The organism is Rhizobium sp. CF142, assembly GCF_000281145.1.
GTDB lineage: Bacteria > Pseudomonadota > Alphaproteobacteria > Rhizobiales > Rhizobiaceae > Rhizobium.
The window spans coordinates 91,450-107,803 of sequence record NZ_AJWE01000098.1 but is presented as its reverse complement, the minus strand read 5'-3'; the positions used below and the strand labels follow the sequence as shown (position 1 = coordinate 107,803).

Below are 16,354 nucleotides of genomic sequence, written 5' to 3'. Positions count from 1 at the left end.
GAAAGACTTGCTCTGAAGGCCTGCGCGTATCGCAATTCTGTCCGATCGCCGTCTGCCGTCCGCCAGGCTATATTCCCCGTTGGGCGCGATTCTGTTACATCTCGGCCTGTGGCCAAGCGCCGCTCTTACTCCCGAGGCAGGTTATAATGGTGCAATCTAGACCGGCGTTTCTGGTTCCCAGAGGGATTTTCGTCCTTTGCCTATTTTCGGTTGTACTGCTTTCGGCTTTTTCCGCTTTTGCGCAGCAATCGGGCCTGTCCGTGCCACTGCTTTTCGATTCCCGCGAGCGTCTGGCCAAGCCCGATCTCTCCTCGCTCGTGCGCCTGCGTTTCCTGACCTCGGTGGACTTCCCGCCCTTCAATTTCACCGACCAGAACGGCAAACTCTCCGGCTTCAACGTCGATCTCGCCCGCGAGATCTGCACCGAGCTGGAGATCGCCGACAAGTGCCAGATCCAGGCGCTGCCCTTTGCCGACCTGCAGAAGGCGCTCGCCGGCTTACAGGGCGATGCCGTCATTGCCGGCCTTGCCGTTACGCCCGAGCTGCGCCGTGAATTCCTCTTCTCCCGCCCCTATCTGATGCTGCCGGCCCGCTTCGTCCGCAACGTGGGCGCCTCCGTGACCGGAACGACGGCTGCCGGCCTCGCCGGCCATTCCGTCGGCGTCGTCAAGGGCACTGTGCATGAGGCGATGCTTGCTGCCTTCTTCCCGGCCATCAAGGCTCAACCCTTCGACAATAAGGAAGCGTTGCTGACGGCCTTGAAGGAACACAAGATCGAGGCTGCCTTTGCCGATGCGCTGCAGCTTTCCTTCTGGGTCGCTTCGTCAGCGTCGGACAAATGCTGCGCCCTGTTCGACGGTCCCTATATGTCCGAGCATTTCCTGGGCGAGGGAATGACGATCATGCTGCGCCAGAACGACAGCGTGCTGACGGCGGCGATCGACCATGCGCTGGCAACGCTCTCGCGCAATGGCCGCCTGCAGGAAATCTATCTGCGTTATTTCCCTTACGGGCTCTACTAGCAATTCCAGCAAAAGTGTGTAGCGGTTTTGCGTCCGGAATTGCGTAAAAACAAATAGATAGAGCATTTCCGTGTTTCGAAGAAAAACGGAAATGCTCTAAACCCGATGAAGCTTTAGCCCTTGCGGAAGCGGGCGATCGCGCTGCGCTCGATGGCGGCGCAGGTCAGCTTGTCGAGGCCGAGACGGTCGCGCAGCAGGCTGAGCAGCCGCAGTTCTTCGGCCTTGACGGAAAGGTCGGCCGAGGCGACTTCGACCGCCAGTGCATAGGCCGTGTCATAGAGACGGGCAGGCAGCGTATCGCGAACGGTCTCCAACACGACGTCAAGCCCTTCAGGGCCTGCCAGCAGCGAAGCGCAGTCGCGGGCGATGGAAATCAGATTGTCGTCGTCGAAATCGCGGAAAACCGGCAGGAAGCCGATGAGCTGACCGATCCTCTCCATTTCCCGGTCGTTCATGGTGCTGTCGACGGCGGATGCCATCACCATCACATAGATCAGCGCGTCATGGGCGGAAAGCGGCTTATTCATGTCTGATTCCCTCTTCGATGAGCGGAGATTAGGAATTGGCGGTCTTTATTACAAGGGAGCAGCGGTTTCGGGCCGGGGTGCAGCCGCCGGCCTGCGGCGCGGATCCTCGCCGTGAATGCCTTGCTTTGCCTGTTTTGCTTTTTCGCCGGCAGCGGCAAGCGGTGAGCCCGGCTGCGCTTCCACCCAGCCGTTTTCAACCAGCCATGCGCCGATATCCTGCTGCCCCAGCCGGCAGGCCGCACGCGCCATGTCCTCCCACGCATCGGAAGGCAGATCGCAATCGATCGTGCGGTTGCGCAGGTAAAGCCGCAGCGCCGTCTTCGCCATCATGCCGCACGGCCACTGCTTGCCATCCGATCCGCAGCTCTTGTCGGCGGGCGTCTCGATGACATTGGCAATCTGCAGCCTGCGTTTGCCGAAAGAGAGAATGCCGGCGCTCTCCACCGTCGGCCGCAGCAGTTCCACGCTGTCCTTTCCAGCAGGCGCAATTGATGGCGTCTCAGTCGGCGCAGGAGCGCTTTGCGCCGTTGCATCCGCTGGCGCATTTTCGGAAGAGGCCCCGGCTGTGTTTTTGGATGGAGCCGCTGCCGGCTCTGACGGCGCAGGCTCCGTTGCCCGAGCGATCAATTCGGCATCTTCGTCTGTGAGCGATACGGGCGGTTTTGCTACATCGGCGGTTGTATCGGGCAGCGCCGCAGCTACGCTTCCGGCCTCGGCGTCAGACGACAGGCCCCCGCCTCCATTGAGCCGCGCTTGCCCGGCCAAGAGCAGACCAACCACAACCGCCATCCCCGCGATACCTGTGATGAAGGCTGCAGGGCGCATGATTATTTTCCTATTGGCTGGCCCAGATGATACGGGCAATCCATTCGATGTCAGAAAGCTCGATCGTCCGGTTGGGGTGTTCGGGATTGAGCGACAGCAATTCGATGGAGCGCGGGCTCTGGCGCAGAAGCACCTTGGCCATGACCTCGCCCTCGCGTGTCTTGACGACGACACGGTCGTTGCGGCGCACCTGCGCACCGGGCTCCACGATCAGCACATCGCCGTCGCGATAGAGCGGCATCATGCTTTCGCCCTGTACCTCGAGCGCATAGACGCCAGCCTTCTGCGACGGGCCAGCCGGAAATTCCACCACGTCCCAACCTTGGCCCGCAGGAAAACCGCCATCGTCGAAAAAGCCGCCGGCGCCCGCCTGCGCAAAGCCGAGCAGGGGAATGGAGCTTCCCTGCGAGGCAAAAATACCTTCCGGCAGGCTGGCGGCGGCAGCACCCGCCGGCCGCATGAAGCCGAGGAACTGCTCCATGCTCGCCCCCGTCGCTTCCAGCACCTTGGCGATGGATTCCGTCGAAGGCCAGCGCAGACGCCCGTCTGCCGAGAGCCGCTTGGACTTGTTGAAGGAGGTCGGATCGAGGCCCGCCCGCCGCGCAAGACCGGACGGCGTCAGGTCATGCCCTTCGGCAAGCCTGTCGATCGCTCCCCAGATCTGGTCATGTGACAGCATATGCGTCCGGTTCCGCGGTCCATCCGGCCGCTTTCTATCGCCGGCAGATTAACCGAGGCACTTCCCCGAGTAAAGTGAAAATGAGGAATAAAATCCTGTCTCTTTAGAGCGCCGTGCGTCCATTCGGACGCACAAAGGACGCTCTAACTGTTTAAATCTACGCATCAGGCTTTCCGAAAATCGAATCCGATTTTCGGGCCGATGCCTGTAGGGCGCAGGCTCAGGCGACCATCGCCATATTGATCTTGCCGAGCTGGATGACCGCCTGCGTGCGGCTGTCGACGTTGAGCTTCAGGAGGATTGCCGAGACATGTGCCTTAATCGTCGCTTCGGAAACGCCGAGCTCATAGGCGATCTGCTTGTTTAGGAGTCCTTCGCCGAGCATGGTCAGCACCCGGCTCTGCTGCGGTGTCAGCGTGTGCAGGCGATGGATGAGGTCGGCGACATCGGGATCCTGTTCCTGTCCGTCGCGATAGCTCTCCGGCGTGGCAATGTCGCCCGCGAGCACTGTCAGGATGCCGCGGCGGATATCCTCGATGCCCGAGGATTTCGAAATGAAACCGGAAGCGCCGAGCTCCAGCGCCCGGCGGATCGTCGTGGCGTCATCGGTCGCCGAGATGATGACGATCGGCAGGCTGACGAATTCGGAGCGCAGCGCCATCAGGCCGGAAAAACCGCTGACTCCAGGCATGGCAAGATCGAGCAGCATCAGGTCCGCATCCGGGTGCTCTCCCGCAGCCGTTCTTGCCGCGGAAAAATCCCCGGCTTCGATGATCTCCTGCCGTCCGTCCATGCCGGTCACCGCCTGCCGCAACGCGTCGCGGAAAAGCGGATGGTCGTCAGCGATGATGATGGTCTGTTCCTGCATCGAAAACTCCCTCCCAAGAGCTCGATCCCGTCAGTCCTGTCCGGCTCCTCGCACGAACATGACCCCCTACTTATATGAATATAACCAGATCAACTCCGCTGCGGAAGGGCATTGGCCCCGTCTTCCGCCTGGAATTCCCGAACTATACCCATGAAACTGCGCATCATCCGTTCCATGATGCCAATCGAGCGGTCGACTTCCGCATCCGTCGGCAAGGCGGACCGGGCGGCTGTATTCTTCTCCAGCGCGCTCACCCGGTCGGCAAGCCGGTCGAGTTCGTCCTCATAGGCGGCGCGTTCATCGGCAGCCATCCGGCAGACCAGCGCCCCGTCTTTTTCGGTGCAGAGCGACATCGCCCCCGTCTGCCGGTCGAGGCGCACGAAATGGTCGCCGCTGCGCTCGAGCTGGAAGCGGGCTGCGTCCGGCTCCGCCGCCAATGCCGCAAGCGGCAGAAGACCGGCGGCAAGCATGATTGCAAATGCCTTCATCGTCTCATCCTCCGCAAAGCGTGGTGACTGCCCGTTTTTGCGCCCGCAGGCGTGGACATCGCCGTCTCTTTGGGGCAAAGCCCTCAATAAGAAGGCCAGCCAACGGGATTATCATGACCGCGACACCGACCCTTTACAAGATCGTGCCGGAGGCGCTCTGGCAGGAAGCCAGACAAACCGGCGTTTTTCATGGCGCCGGCATCGATATCAAGGACGGCTTCATCCATTTCTCGACGGCAGACCAGGTCAAGCAGACGGCAGCCCTGCATTTTGCCGGCCAGACTGGCCTTGTCCTAGTTGCCATCGACGGTCGTAATTTCGGTGACAAGCTGGTCTTCGAACCCTCGCGGGGCGGTGCTCTCTTCCCGCATCTCTATGCCGATCTGCCGCTTTCGGCCGTGCTCTGGGAGGCGCCTTTGCCGCTCGACGATGCCGGCCTTCACATCTTCCCGGAGCTTGCCCCGTGATCGATCCCTTCAAGCGCATCGCCCGCCGGGGACTCTTCCTCTTCGATCCGGAAACCGCGCACGGCATGTCGATCGCGGCGCTGAAATCGGGCGTCGTGCCCGCCTGCCGCATCACGCCGGATCCGCGTCTGCGCCAGACCGTTGCTGGTCTCGACTTTGCCAATCCGCTCGGTATGGCGGCAGGCTATGACAAGAACGCGGAAGTGCCGGAAGCACTGCTGAAACTCGGCTTCGGCTTCACTGAGATCGGCACCGTCACGCCGAAGCCGCAATCGGGCAATCCGCGCCCGCGCATCTTCCGCCTGGTGGAGGATGAAGGCGTCATCAACCGCCTCGGCTTCAACAATGAGGGTCATGAAGCGGCCTTCCGCCGTCTGTCGCAGATCGGCCGCGCTGGCATTGTCGGCGTCAATATAGGTGCCAACAAGGACAGCGAGGACCGTATCGCCGATTATGTCGCCGGCATCCGCCGCTTCTATTCGGTCGCCCGCTATTTCACCGCCAATATTTCCTCGCCCAATACGCCGGGCCTGCGCGATCTGCAGGCGCGCGAAAGCCTCGCGGCTCTCCTGTCGGCCGTGCTGACGGCACGCGACGAGGAAGCTGAAAAGGCCGGTCGAAAAATCCCGGTCTTCCTGAAGATCGCCCCTGATCTTACCGAAGAAGGCATGGATGACATTGCCGCGGAGGCGCTGTCGCATGCGCTTGATGGCCTTATCGTCTCGAACACGACGCTCTCCCGCGATGGCCTGAAGGATCAGCTCCAGGCGAAGGAGGCCGGCGGCCTTTCCGGTGCACCGCTCTTCGAGAAATCCACGGTCGTGCTCGCCAAGATGCGTAAACGCGTCGGTGCGGCCCTGCCGATCATCGGTGTCGGTGGAGTCTCCTCGGCCGAAACGGCACTGGAAAAGGTCAGGGCCGGCGCCGATCTCGTGCAGCTCTATTCCTGCATGGTCTATGAAGGCCCAGGCCTTCCCGGCACGATCGTGCGTGGCCTGTCGAAGCTGCTAGATCGCGAGAAGGTTGCCTCGATCCGCGATCTCAGGGATAGCCGCATGGATTACTGGGCCGCGCGGAACGTCTGAGCCGCGCGCGGCTTGATCAGCACCGCCAGGAAGAAACCGCGAAACAGCAGGAAGGCGTTCATCGCCAGCCACAGGCCGTGATTGCCGAAGAGCGGCACGAAGACGGCAAGCATGGCGAGATATCCTGCAAAGGACATCAGCATGCGGTTACGCATGTCGACGGACCATGTCGCGCCGATGAAGACGCCGTCCATCAGAAAGGCAAGCGCACCTGTCAGCCCCGTTACCGCCGCCCAGGGCAGATAGGTCTCGGCCGCTGCCTGTACATCAGGCGAACTGGTCAGCCCGGAGATCAGAGAGGGGCCGGCGAAATAGAAGAAGGCGGAAATGATCGCCGCCAGCCCGAAGGACCAGAGGGTGGTGAGCCTCAAACCGCGGTCGAAGGCCGGCCGGTATTGCGCGCCGATCGCCCGGCCGGTGATCTGCTCGGCGGCATTGGCAAGACCGTCGAGATAATAGCCCGACAATAGGAAGAAATTCATCAGCACGGCGTTGGCCGCCAATGTTATGGCGCCGAAGCTGGTGCCGATGCGGGTCATGATTGCAAATGAGCCGATCAGCACGAAGGTGCGGATCAGGATGTCGCGGTTCAGCGCGAAAAGCTCGGCGAGTTTGCTGCGCGAAAAGATTTCCGTCCGGCTTGGCCGATGTGCCCTGTCGAAGCCGCGCAGTACGATGAAAAGACCGGCAAGCGCCCCTGCCGTTTCACCCGCCATCGTGCCCCAGGCGACACCCGAGACGCCCCAGTCGAGCGAAAGCCCGAGATAGATGGAAAGCAGGATATTGATGCCGTTGATCAGCGCCTGCAGCATGAGCCCGGTCCGACCCTGACCGCGGCCAAGGACGAAGCCGAGAAGGGCGTAGTTGGCAAGGGCCGCCGGCGCCGCAAGGATGCGGATCGAGAAATAGGTGCTGGTCGCCTCGGCAATCCGTCCCTCGGCCCCCATCAGCTTCAGCCCGACAAGGATCAGGAGCGGTGACAGCACCAGAAGTGCCAGTCCGGAGCCGAGCGCCGAGACGATCGCCCGCCAGAAGACGGCCTGCTGCTCATGCGCGTCGCGCCGCCCGAGCGCCTGTGCCGTCAGCCCGGTCGTAGACGCCCGCAGGAAATTGAAGCTGCCCATGATGAGGTCGAACAGCATGGCGCCTATGGCGAGCCCCGCCAGCGCTTCCGGATCGCCCATATGGCCGACCACGGCGGTATTGGTGATGCCGAGCAGCGGCGTGGTCATGAAGCCGAGCGTCATCGGAATGGCGATCGACAGCACCAGCCGGTGCGTCACGTCGAAGGCCAATGCGTTTCTAGGTCTGCCGGTATCCATATCCGCCTCTTGGGGAAAGAGGCGGGGTAGCCTCAGCTGGAAAGCACCATTGCCCAATAGGGCAGATTCTTGGAAGACGTATTATGTGCAACGGCAACGCCGATACCGCTATAGCGTCCGAGCATATTTTCCAGATGGTGGGGGGAGTTGATCCAGGCGGTGACGACCGCATCGACGCTCTGCTGGCCCGAAGCGATATTTTCGGCGGCCGGCAGGGCAACGCCACTCGCCTTCACGCGGGCGCCGAAACTGTCCGTCATGCCCATCAGATGCTTCATCCTGCCCGCACTTGCCATGCGCTTGGCCTGGAAGATGGCGGCAGCACTGGCATGCGGATCGACGCTGAGCGGCGGCAGGCCGTTCTTGGCGCGAAGCTGGTTGACGAGCGGCAGTGCCGAGGCGGTCTCGTCTGCGGCATTGGAAGGCGTGGTCGCAAATTTCGGGGTCGTGGTGCAGCCGGCAATGCCGGCCACCAGTGCGAGGCCGGAAAGTTGCAGCAGGCCGCGGCGTGAAAGGATGATTGAGCTCATGTTATTTGCGATAGCTGAAAAGACGGATGATGATGAAGATCGGGATGACGATGGTGGCGCCGAGGATCAGATAGTCGCCGACGCGGCCGAGCGCAGAGAAGCCCTGCCGCCACAGATGGATCACGAAATCACGGAAGTTGTAGATAAGTTCCCAGGGGGTCAGCCCGAAGATGGCCATGACGAAGCCGACGATCAGCGACACCACCAAAAGTTTGATGATCGTGCGGCCAATGGAATCGCCGAGGAACCTGTTCACTTGATCGGACATGCGCCATCTCCTGTTTGCCTTGAGATACGGTCGCGGCGATTCGCCCGCAAGCCTTTTCCGCCAAGACAGCACCGCCTCTGAAATAGGACTTGAGTTTTTTTGTGGCCGAAGCCAAATGCCGCCAGCCAAAGGGTCCAATCATGCAGCCAAGCCAGCTTTCCTCCGGCGATGTCATCGCCGACCGCCGTGCCGATTACGCGAAGATGCTGGCCGAGGGCGGCGATGCGGAAGCGGCGGCCGAGCTGATGGAACAGGCGCTGGAACTCGCGCCCGCCTGGGCGGCAGGCTGGTATCGCCTTGCCACCTATCGCGAGAAGGCGGGCAGGGTGGGTACTGCCGTCGAAGCCTATCGCCGCACGTTGGAACTCGACCCTGAGGACATTTTCGGCGCAGGCCTGAAACTCGCCTTGCTCGGCGACACTGAGATGCCAGCCCAGCCGCCAAGCCGCTATGTTGAACGCCTCTTCGACGATTATGCCGATCGTTTCGAGACTTCGCTCGTCGAGAAGCTGGACTATTCCGTTCCGCAGAAACTTGCGGCGCTCGTCGCATCGACTGGAAGGCACTATCGGCGTGCCGTCGATCTCGGCTGCGGTACGGGCCTGCTCGGCCCTGAAATCCGCGCCCAAGTTACGGAGCTCGAAGGCTTCGACCTGTCGCAGAACATGCTGGCGAAGGCTGCCGAAAAGCATATCTACGACCATCTCGCCCAGGCAGACCTGTCGTTGGCGCCCGAAGCCTCCGGTCTCTTTGCCGATGGCGGGCGGCACCGCGCCGATCTCGTCACCGCCGCCGATGTGCTGATGTATCTCGGCAATCTGGAAAGCGTCTTTGCGATCGTCGACGACCTCGCCGTGGCGGGCGCCGATTTTGTCTTTTCGGTCGAGGATGGCGGCGAAGGCGATGGCTTCAGCCTGGCCCCGTCACTGCGTTATGCCCACTCGCAGACCTATGTCGAAGGGCTTGCAGCGGCGCACGGTCTCAAAATCCTCGATATCGTCAAAACTATCATTCGCAAAGATGGCGGCAAACCGGTTTCCGGCATTCTGTTCCTTACGCGCAAGGCTGCCTGAACGTATATTTCTTGCGATTTTAAAATAGGTCAGCATTGCTTACATATTTCGCTTGCGTGCAACCTTGCAAGGCCTGATAATCCGGCCATTCCGCGAGAAGCGACGCGCCCCCCCAAAGCGTAGCACACACTGCATCCATCTTACATTTTCTCTTCCTCCGGCCGGCCCGGAGCAGCCGCTATCGGAGATCGCGTCATGAGCCAGCTCATCAATGCCCTCGGCTTCTGGAATACCACCGCGACGCGTCACACGCCGGTCGAGGACGTCCAGGGCATATTCTCCGGCAGCCTCGTGTCTGCGCTCGGCCTTTATGTGCTCGCCAGCGCCGGGCTTCTCACCGGCAGCACCGCCGGCATTGCCTTCCTGCTGCACTACGCTTTCGGCGTGAATTTCGGCCTCGCCTTCTTCCTGCTCAACCTGCCCTTCTTCTACCTCTCGTGGAAACAGCTCGGCATCGCCTTCACGATCAAGACCTTTGTCGCAATCGGCCTGACTTCGGTGCTCACCAGCCTGCAGCCGAAGGTCATGGAAATCGCTGCCATTCATCCGGCCTGGGCCGCTCTCCTTGGTGGCCTGCTGATTGGCTACGGCCTTCTGGCGCTCTATCGCCATCGCGCCAGCCTCGGCGGCGTCGGCATTCTCGGCATCTATATGCAGGAGCGTTTCGGCATCCGTGCCGGCCTTGTGCAGCTCGCCATCGACATGTGCGTTCTGGCTGCCGCCTTCTTCGTCACCACGCCGTCGGTCGTCTTCTATTCCGTGCTCGGTGCCGTGGTCCTCAACCTCTTCGTCGCCGTCAACCACAGGGCCGACCGCTACATCGCGCTCTAGGCAGTTCCAACGTTACAAATCGGTAAGCCATTATAAACAAAACGTAACTTGCCCGTGATCGGTCCTGGCGCGACACTTCTCCTCGCGCCGGATATGATGAGGTGAGCTATGTCAGATTTGGAAAAGCTTGTCAGACGCCGCATGCAGGAAGAATACGCCAAAGGCTCTTCCGCAAAGGAAATCGCCAAGGTCGTTCGCGACATATTCAACAGCATGGACCTCTCGGGCAAATTGCCTGAAGCCGTTGCCGTGAGGTCCGATACGCACCACAGACGATGAATTATTCAACCGACCCGATCTCTCGGGTCGGTCACCGGGACAAAGCCCCTTGTCAGCAAAGAGGTATCAGGCCGCCTTCTGTGGCGTATCGATCGGATGCTGGCTGCGGAAGCCGACGGCAAGCCGGTTCCAGATATTGATCGTGCCGATCGCAACCGTGATCTTGGTCATTTCTTCTTCGGAGAAATGCGCCCTCAGGGCTTCGTAATCGGCATCCGGTGCGCCGGTCTCGGCAATCTTCGTCACCGCATCGACCCAGCCGAGCAGCGCGCGTTCGCGGGCGTCATAGACAGGCGATTCCCGCCATACGCACATCAGGTTGATCCACTGTTCGGAAAGCCCGTGATGGCGCGCTTCCTTCACGTGCATGTCGACGCAATAGGCGCAGCCGTTGATCTGCGAGGCGCGAAGCTTGATCAGGTGGATGAAGCGCTTATCCAGTCCGGATTCCTGCACATACTGCTCCAGAGCGACGACAGCCTTATAGGCATCCGGAGCGGCTTTGCCGAAGTTGAAACGTGCTTGCATGGTATTTCTCCTTGGGTTGGGGGTTTGGGTTGGGGGCTCAGCGAGCCACTTTTCGTTCATGCATGTCCATGAAGGCGCAGCCTCTGGCTGCGATCCCGCCGTCATCATCAGCGGAAAGCTCTGTCAGAATGTCGGCGATGCTGGTGCTCGCGAGTTCGGCGCGATAGGCGCGCTCGGCTCTGAGCATTGCCGCCGTGACCTGGCAGGGTTTGGTGAAATAGCGCTGCGGCAGCGGATTCGGTCCGCGCTGGCGGATCTCGGCGCATCGGAAGGCAGGCGCCGGTCCTTCGACCGCAAGCACGATATCGAGCAGTGAAATGTCTTCCGGCTTCTTCGCCAGCCGGTAACCGCCCTTCGGCCCCGGCACGGTCTCCAGAATTCCGGCTCCCGAAAGCGCCTGCAGGTGCTTCAGCAGATAGCTCGTCGATACGCCGTGATATTCGGCAAGCGCTGCTGCCGATAGCACGCCGCCCGCCGAAAGCCCTGATAGTACCGCCGTGCAATGAATGCTCTGTTCGACGCCGTCACCAAGCTTCACAGCTGATCTCCTTTAATCATGGATATTATTTATCCACGATTATACCGGGGAGTCAATACCGCTTCTATTCGTCCGCGTTTGAACTACATTTGCCCCGTGGATCAGATCGATGCCGAAACCAGCCTTGCCTTGCCTACACCCTTCCTCCGCTGGTTTGCGGAAAAGGGCTGGCGCCCGCGCGCCCACCAGCTTGACCTGCTGGCCCGTGCCGAAGCTGGCGAGAGCACGCTGCTCATCGCGCCCACCGGCGCCGGCAAGACGCTCGCCGGCTTTCTGCCGTCGCTGACCGACCTCACGCGCCGCGGCAAGATCCCGCCGGGCTCGGCCTTCACTGGCATTCATACGCTCTACGTCTCGCCGCTGAAGGCGCTGGCGGTCGATATCGAGCGCAATCTCATGAAGCCTGTCACCGAGATGGGCTTGCCGATATCGATCGAGAACCGCACGGGCGACACGCCGAACGCCAAACGACAGCGCCAGAAGCTCAATCCTCCCGATATCCTGCTGACGACGCCGGAACAGGTCGCCCTCCTATTGGCAAACCGGGAAGCCGAACGCTTCTTCAAGGATTTGAAATACGTCATTTTCGACGAACTCCACTCGCTCGTCACCTCAAAGCGCGGCCATATGCTTTCGCTCGGCCTTGCCCGCCTGCGCAGGCTTGCACCCGATCTGAAGACCATCGGCCTCTCCGCCACCGTGGCCGAGCCCCGGGATCTGCAGAAATGGCTGGTGGCGCAGCAGGAGGGCAGGGAAAACCATGCCGGCCTCGTGCTCGTCGAAGGCGGCGCCAAGCCCAATATCTCCATTCTCGATACCGAGGAGCGCATCCCCTGGTCCGGCCATGCCGCCAAATATGCGATCCCGGATGTCTACCGGCAGCTGATCGATCACAAGACGACGCTGCTCTTCGTCAATACCCGCTCGCAGGCCGAAATGCTCTTCCAGGAGCTCTGGACGGTCAACGAGGAAAACCTGCCGATCGCGCTCCATCATGGTTCGCTGGATGTTGCCCAGCGCCGCAAGGTCGAAGCCGCGATGGCCGCCAACCGACTGCGGGCCGTCGTCGCCACTTCGACCCTCGACCTCGGCATCGACTGGGGCGATGTCGATCTGGTCATTCATGTCGGTGCGCCGAAAGGTGCGTCACGTCTCGCCCAGCGCATCGGCCGCGCCAATCACCGCATGGATGAGCCGTCGAAGGCGATCCTGGTTCCTGCCAATCGCTTCGAGGTCATGGAGTGCCAGGCAGCACTCGATGCGAATTATATCGGCGCGCAGGATACGCCCCCCGTCGGCCGCGGTGGGCTCGATGTACTCGCCCAGCACGTGCTCGGCATGGCCTGCGCCGAACCCTTCGACATGCTGGAACTCTATGACGAGATCACCAGCGCCTCACCTTATGCCGATCTTGCCTGGGAGACATTCGAGCGTGTCGTCGATTTTGTGGCGACCGGCGGTTATGCGCTCCGCACCTATGAGCGTTATGCCCGCATCCGCAAGACCAAGGAAGGCCGCTGGCGCGTCTCCAATCCGCAGGTCGCACAGCAATATCGCCTGAACCTCGGCACCATCGTCGAGGATCCGATGCTGAATATCCGCATGGCCAAACGCGGCGAGGGCGGCAGGCTCGGCCGCCCCGGTGCCGTGCTCGGCAAGGTCGAGGAATATTTCCTCGAACAGCTCGCACCGGGCGATACGTTCATCTTCTCCGGCAAGGTGCTCCGCTTCGAAGGCATCCGGGAAAACGAGGCGCTTGTGAGCCAGGCCTATTCCTTCGATCCGAAAATCCCTTCCTACGCCGGCGGCAAGTTCCCGCTCTCGACCTACCTTGCCGATCAGGTCCGCTCGATGCTCGACGATCCCGACCGCTGGCACCGCCTGCCGGATCAGGTGCGAGACTGGCTCTCACTGCAGCAAGAAAAATCTCTCCTGCCGAAACGCGACGAGCTGTTGATCGAGACCTTCCCGCGCGGCAGCCGCGGTTACATGGTCATCTACCCCTTCGAAGGGCGGCTCGCACACCAGACGCTCGGCATGCTGCTCACCCGCCGTCTGGACAGGGCAGGCGCAAAACCTCTCGGCTTCGTCGCCACCGATTATTCCCTCGCCATCTGGGGGCTTGAAGATCTCGGCCTGATGATCGCCAACGGCCGCCTCAGTCTTTCCGATCTCTTCGACGAGGACATGCTGGGCGACGATCTGGAATCCTGGCTGAATGAATCCTTCCTTCTGAAGCGCACCTTCCGCAATTGTGCCGTGATCGCAGGCTTGATCGAACGGCGTCATCCCGGAAAGGAAAAGACCGGCCGACAGATCACCGTCTCCGCCGACCTGATCTATGATGTGCTCCGAACCCACGAGCCCGACCACATCCTGCTGCAGGCAACACGACAGGATGCGTCTACCGGCCTTTTGGATATTTCCCGACTTGGCGATATGCTGAGACGAATCAAGGGCCACATCACCCACCGGGCGCTGGACCACATTTCGCCGCTTGCCGTGCCGGTCATGCTGGAAATCGGCAAGGAATCGGTGCCCGGTCAGGCTCACGATGCACTGCTTGCCGAAGCCGCCGACGATCTGATCGCCGAGGCGATGGCCTGAAATTTTTAGGCCTGAAATTTTAGGAATGAAGAGAGTGATGAACCGCCTTGCGCTCGCGCGCGACATGAGTGGCCTTGCCGCAATACCGGGCGTCGAAACCGCCATTCACGGTGTTGCTGCCGTCTGCGATCCGCTTGGCGCGCTCTATCTGCCGGATGCCGGCATTCTCGTCGTCTCCGACCTGCATCTGGAAAAAGGGGCGGCCTTTGCCCGCCGCGGCATGATGCTGCCGCCTTACGATACGCTGGCGACGCTCACTGTGCTCGCCGCCGTCATCTCCCGCTACGATCCGAAACTCGTCATTTCGCTCGGCGACAATTTCCACGATCGCGTCGGCTCCGAACATCTGCCGGATGCCTTCCGCACGCTGATCATCGAGATGGCCCGCGGTCGCGAATGGATCTGGATCAACGGCAACCACGATCCCGACGGCACCGTCAACCTGCCGGGCACCTGTTCGGACGAGCTTCACTATGCCGGCCTGACCTTCCGCCACGAGCCGCGGGCCGGCTTGCAGAGGGGGGAGATTGCCGGCCATTTGCATCCGGCCGCCACCGTCCGCCGCCGTGAAAAATCCGTCCGCCGTCCCTGCTTTGCTACCGATGGCGCCCGCCTGCTGATGCCCGCCTTCGGCGTCATGAGCGGTGGTCTCGACCTCGGCCACAAGGCGATGAAGGACCTCTTCGACAAGGCGTCGCTGATCGCCCATCTGCTCGGCCGCGACCGGATCTATTCGGTCAGATACGGCAATTTGCGAGGCTGACACGTTCTCCCTCTCCCCGCCGGGGGAGGGAAATAGCTCTAATTACACCCCTGCAACTGCTGCTGATAGCTGCCGGCCATCCGCGCAAATTTCTGTGCCGTCTGCTGCAATTGGCCATTGTTGCGCCAGTCGCCGCGCTTGTATCCGGTTGGGCCGGAATAATAGGCGAGGTAGAGATTGTAGGCGTCGTTCGGTTGAATGCCCGTCGCCTGGCTGTTGCTGTAGTGGTACCAGCCGATGAAATCGATCGCGTCGGCGAAGTTGGTACGCGTTGCGGCCCAGTTGCCGGTTTCAGACTGGTAGTGGTCCCAGGTTCCGTTCAGCGCCTGCGAATAGCCATAGGCCGTCGAAGGCCGCGTCCAGGGGATGAAGCCGAAGAGTTTCGTGCGCGGCGGCCGCGCATAAGGCTGGAAGCCGGATTCGACATACATGGTCGCCATCAGGATTGGCACCGGCACGCCGTATTTCTTCTCCGCACGCTCCGCAGCACCCTGCCAGCTTGTGAAGAGACCGTCCTTCTGATCGAAGACGGCGCAGATATTTCTCGTCTGGCGGGGCGCTGTCGCGCAGCCGGCAAGCAGGGCCAGCCCGATGACCGCGAGCACGATACGAGTACGCATGACACAAACCTCTCGTTTCCGAGAGATTACTAACTCGTAAACGTTAAAGAGCGGTTTTTATGCGAATACGAGATGTTCCGACGGCTTTTTACCAGGCCAGGGATTGGTGCCGTCCCGCAGCCAGAGCAGAGTGTCGAGCCAGAAGCCGGCGGCGTGGCGCACGTGGAAAAGATCGAAATGTCCGATCCTCGGAAATCCAAGATCTTCAGGCATCAGCAGCACTTCTTCCACCTTTGCGTTGTGATAATGAGAAAGACCGCGCCTGATAGCCCGGACGGTCGCAATCTCGTCATCGGTGACGGTGAGGCTCAGGATTGGCGCATGAAAATTCTCAAAGGGCTTCGATGCACCGGCCCTTTCGGCAGCCGACGGATGAGGGGCGATCCACCCCCGCTGGAACGCCCAGTCGAGCGCAACGCCCTTCGGAAGATCCTCGAGCCAGCCGAGACGCCGCCCCGGAAAATAGCCGAACAGCAAGGTCGCCGCTGGCATGAAAAGATGCCATTTCAGGAGCAGCCGCCAGCGGTGCGCGAGGGTATAGTCTCGCCAGTTCCCATATTGCGCGCCGACCGCAAGCATGCGCGTGATGCGGTCGGCATGCACCGAAAGGCCGGGCAGAAAGCCGCCGATACTGTGCCCGACGACGAAAAGCGGCTGGCCGGGTCGCGGGCCTTCCATAAAAAGCAGTGCCGCATCGAAATCCCGCTCGCCCCAGTCCCGCCAGCGATAGCCGCAGCCGCGTAGCCGTTCCGGGCGCGACAGGCCGATGCCGCGATAATCATAGGTCAGCACGTCAAAGCCGTGTTCGGCAAGAAAGCGCGCATAATAGTGATAATAGCGTGCAACAACGCCGGTTGCCGGATTGATGATAACGCTGCCGATGCTGCGGTCGCTGACTGCACTCCAGAGATGGCCGCGAAGTTCCACCCCGTCGCGGCAGCCGATCGCGACAGCTTCCGCCTCCTGTGCAAGGTCGCTCTTCCTCCGTTTTCCTGCAGCCGGCATATCTCTCTCCCCTTGCCTGCACTTGGCCG

Annotated in this window: 20 protein-coding genes; 8 read left to right on the top strand and 12 right to left on the bottom strand. The window is 61.3% G+C overall.

Going from position 1 to position 16,354, the window contains the following annotated elements:
* The first annotated feature begins 146 nt into the window (after positions 1–146).
* Positions 147–1,022: a transporter substrate-binding domain-containing protein gene (locus PMI11_RS21645; protein WP_007821247.1), complete on the top strand. Its 876-nt coding sequence runs from the start codon at positions 147–149 to the stop codon at positions 1,020–1,022.
* A gap of 113 nt (positions 1,023–1,135) precedes the next feature.
* On the opposite strand, the gene PMI11_RS21640 is transcribed toward PMI11_RS21645, so the two are convergent.
* The 5 genes from PMI11_RS21640 to PMI11_RS21620 form a co-directional block, all read right to left on the bottom strand.
* On the bottom strand, positions 1,136–1,549 hold the full coding sequence (locus PMI11_RS21640; RefSeq protein WP_007821246.1) for a tellurite resistance TerB family protein: 414 nt from the start codon (positions 1,547–1,549) through the stop codon (positions 1,136–1,138).
* A gap of 48 nt (positions 1,550–1,597) precedes the next feature.
* Positions 1,598–2,014: a thermonuclease family protein gene (locus PMI11_RS38525; RefSeq protein WP_348257848.1), complete on the bottom strand. Its 417-nt coding sequence runs from the start codon at positions 2,012–2,014 to the stop codon at positions 1,598–1,600.
* A 370-nt stretch (positions 2,015–2,384) separates the two neighbouring features.
* Positions 2,385–3,053 carry a S24 family peptidase gene (locus PMI11_RS21630; protein WP_007821242.1) on the bottom strand — a complete coding sequence of 223 codons (669 nt, stop codon included), beginning with the start codon at positions 3,051–3,053 and terminating at the stop codon, positions 2,385–2,387.
* A gap of 220 nt (positions 3,054–3,273) precedes the next feature.
* Positions 3,274–3,921 carry a response regulator gene (locus PMI11_RS21625; RefSeq protein ID WP_007821240.1) on the bottom strand — a complete coding sequence of 216 codons (648 nt, stop codon included), beginning with the start codon at positions 3,919–3,921 and terminating at the stop codon, positions 3,274–3,276.
* An 89-nt stretch (positions 3,922–4,010) separates the two neighbouring features.
* Positions 4,011–4,409: a hypothetical protein gene (locus PMI11_RS21620; protein WP_007821238.1), complete on the bottom strand. Its 399-nt coding sequence runs from the start codon at positions 4,407–4,409 to the stop codon at positions 4,011–4,013.
* 113 nt (positions 4,410–4,522) lie between these two features.
* On the opposite strand from PMI11_RS21620, the gene PMI11_RS21615 reads away from it, so the two are divergent.
* Complete coding sequence (locus PMI11_RS21615; RefSeq protein WP_007821236.1) at positions 4,523–4,876, top strand: DUF952 domain-containing protein; 354 nt, start codon at positions 4,523–4,525, stop codon at positions 4,874–4,876.
* On the top strand, positions 4,873–5,961 hold the full coding sequence (locus PMI11_RS21610) for a quinone-dependent dihydroorotate dehydrogenase (protein WP_007821234.1): 1,089 nt from the start codon (positions 4,873–4,875) through the stop codon (positions 5,959–5,961). Before PMI11_RS21615 ends, PMI11_RS21610 begins: the two co-directional genes overlap by 4 nt.
* On the opposite strand, the gene PMI11_RS21605 is transcribed toward PMI11_RS21610, so the two are convergent.
* From PMI11_RS21605 to PMI11_RS21595, 3 genes are read right to left on the bottom strand one after another with little or no spacing between them, the layout of a single operon-like run.
* The gene (locus PMI11_RS21605) at positions 5,937–7,283 is read right to left on the bottom strand and encodes an MATE family efflux transporter (protein ID WP_007821232.1); all 1,347 of its coding nucleotides are present in this window, start codon (positions 7,281–7,283) and stop codon (positions 5,937–5,939) included. The genes PMI11_RS21610 and PMI11_RS21605 overlap by 25 nt on opposite strands.
* Before the next feature lie 32 nt (positions 7,284–7,315).
* Entirely contained in the window at positions 7,316–7,813 is a 498-nt protein-coding gene (locus PMI11_RS21600) for a CAP domain-containing protein (RefSeq protein WP_007821230.1), read from the bottom strand.
* A gap of 1 nt (position 7,814) precedes the next feature.
* Positions 7,815–8,081, bottom strand: coding sequence for a DUF6460 domain-containing protein (locus PMI11_RS21595; RefSeq protein ID WP_007821228.1), 267 nt, complete (start codon positions 8,079–8,081; stop codon positions 7,815–7,817).
* Positions 8,082–8,221: 140 nt separating this feature from the next.
* On the opposite strand from PMI11_RS21595, the gene PMI11_RS21590 reads away from it, so the two are divergent.
* The 3 genes from PMI11_RS21590 (at position 8,222) to PMI11_RS37410 (ending at position 10,264) form a co-directional block, all read left to right on the top strand.
* Complete coding sequence (locus PMI11_RS21590; protein ID WP_007821226.1) at positions 8,222–9,154, top strand: class I SAM-dependent DNA methyltransferase; 933 nt, start codon at positions 8,222–8,224, stop codon at positions 9,152–9,154.
* Between the two features lie 195 nt (positions 9,155–9,349).
* Positions 9,350–9,985, top strand: a complete 636-nt coding sequence (locus tag PMI11_RS21585) for a YitT family protein (protein ID WP_007821224.1) — start codon at positions 9,350–9,352, stop codon at positions 9,983–9,985.
* Between the two features lie 108 nt (positions 9,986–10,093).
* Positions 10,094–10,264 (top strand): hypothetical protein, encoded by a 171-nt coding sequence (locus PMI11_RS37410; protein ID WP_007821222.1) that lies wholly within the window; start codon positions 10,094–10,096, stop codon positions 10,262–10,264.
* Between the two features lie 66 nt (positions 10,265–10,330).
* Here PMI11_RS37410 and PMI11_RS21580 read toward each other — a convergent pair whose 3' ends face one another.
* Positions 10,331–10,792 carry a carboxymuconolactone decarboxylase family protein gene (locus PMI11_RS21580; RefSeq protein WP_007821220.1) on the bottom strand — a complete coding sequence of 154 codons (462 nt, stop codon included), beginning with the start codon at positions 10,790–10,792 and terminating at the stop codon, positions 10,331–10,333.
* A gap of 37 nt (positions 10,793–10,829) precedes the next feature.
* Positions 10,830–11,330 (bottom strand): RrF2 family transcriptional regulator, encoded by a 501-nt coding sequence (locus PMI11_RS21575; protein ID WP_007821218.1) that lies wholly within the window; start codon positions 11,328–11,330, stop codon positions 10,830–10,832.
* 96 nt (positions 11,331–11,426) lie between these two features.
* Here PMI11_RS21575 and PMI11_RS21570 point away from each other — a divergent pair, with 96 nt between their 5' ends.
* Together PMI11_RS21570 and pdeM are read left to right on the top strand one after the other, a co-directional pair.
* Positions 11,427–13,937 carry a ligase-associated DNA damage response DEXH box helicase gene (locus tag PMI11_RS21570; protein ID WP_037071854.1) on the top strand — a complete coding sequence of 837 codons (2,511 nt, stop codon included), beginning with the start codon at positions 11,427–11,429 and terminating at the stop codon, positions 13,935–13,937.
* 37 nt (positions 13,938–13,974) lie between these two features.
* Positions 13,975–14,700: a ligase-associated DNA damage response endonuclease PdeM gene (gene pdeM / locus PMI11_RS21565; RefSeq protein ID WP_007821216.1), complete on the top strand. Its 726-nt coding sequence runs from the start codon at positions 13,975–13,977 to the stop codon at positions 14,698–14,700.
* A gap of 38 nt (positions 14,701–14,738) precedes the next feature.
* Here the strand turns inward: pdeM and PMI11_RS21560 are convergent, their stop codons facing one another.
* Together PMI11_RS21560 and PMI11_RS21555 are read right to left on the bottom strand one after the other, a co-directional pair.
* Positions 14,739–15,320: a transglycosylase SLT domain-containing protein gene (locus PMI11_RS21560; protein WP_007821215.1), complete on the bottom strand. Its 582-nt coding sequence runs from the start codon at positions 15,318–15,320 to the stop codon at positions 14,739–14,741.
* 57 nt (positions 15,321–15,377) lie between these two features.
* Complete coding sequence (locus PMI11_RS21555) at positions 15,378–16,325, bottom strand: alpha/beta hydrolase family protein (protein ID WP_007821214.1); 948 nt, start codon at positions 16,323–16,325, stop codon at positions 15,378–15,380.
* Positions 16,326–16,354 lie beyond the last annotated feature (29 nt).

Bases quoted from the DNA above. Each gene is read 5' to 3' on its own strand.
- PMI11_RS21640 (WP_007821246.1), bottom strand. From the start codon at position 1,549: ATGAATAAGCCGCTTTCCGCCCATGACGCGCTGATCTATGTGATGGTG.
- PMI11_RS21645 (WP_007821247.1), top strand. From the start codon at position 147: ATGGTGCAATCTAGACCGGCGTTTCTGGTTCCCAGAGGGATTTTCGTC.
- pdeM (WP_007821216.1), top strand. From the start codon at position 13,975: ATGAACCGCCTTGCGCTCGCGCGCGACATGAGTGGCCTTGCCGCAATA.
- PMI11_RS21590 (WP_007821226.1), top strand. From the start codon at position 8,222: ATGCAGCCAAGCCAGCTTTCCTCCGGCGATGTCATCGCCGACCGCCGT.
- PMI11_RS21595 (WP_007821228.1), bottom strand. From the start codon at position 8,081: ATGTCCGATCAAGTGAACAGGTTCCTCGGCGATTCCATTGGCCGCACG.
- PMI11_RS21620 (WP_007821238.1), bottom strand. From the start codon at position 4,409: ATGAAGGCATTTGCAATCATGCTTGCCGCCGGTCTTCTGCCGCTTGCG.
- PMI11_RS21630 (WP_007821242.1), bottom strand. From the start codon at position 3,053: ATGCTGTCACATGACCAGATCTGGGGAGCGATCGACAGGCTTGCCGAA.
- PMI11_RS21560 (WP_007821215.1), bottom strand. From the start codon at position 15,320: ATGCGTACTCGTATCGTGCTCGCGGTCATCGGGCTGGCCCTGCTTGCC.
- PMI11_RS21615 (WP_007821236.1), top strand. From the start codon at position 4,523: ATGACCGCGACACCGACCCTTTACAAGATCGTGCCGGAGGCGCTCTGG.
- PMI11_RS21605 (WP_007821232.1), bottom strand. From the start codon at position 7,283: ATGGATACCGGCAGACCTAGAAACGCATTGGCCTTCGACGTGACGCAC.
- PMI11_RS21585 (WP_007821224.1), top strand. From the start codon at position 9,350: ATGAGCCAGCTCATCAATGCCCTCGGCTTCTGGAATACCACCGCGACG.
- PMI11_RS37410 (WP_007821222.1), top strand. From the start codon at position 10,094: ATGTCAGATTTGGAAAAGCTTGTCAGACGCCGCATGCAGGAAGAATAC.
- PMI11_RS21555 (WP_007821214.1), bottom strand. From the start codon at position 16,325: ATGCCGGCTGCAGGAAAACGGAGGAAGAGCGACCTTGCACAGGAGGCG.
- PMI11_RS21600 (WP_007821230.1), bottom strand. From the start codon at position 7,813: ATGAGCTCAATCATCCTTTCACGCCGCGGCCTGCTGCAACTTTCCGGC.
- PMI11_RS21625 (WP_007821240.1), bottom strand. From the start codon at position 3,921: ATGCAGGAACAGACCATCATCATCGCTGACGACCATCCGCTTTTCCGC.
- PMI11_RS21580 (WP_007821220.1), bottom strand. From the start codon at position 10,792: ATGCAAGCACGTTTCAACTTCGGCAAAGCCGCTCCGGATGCCTATAAG.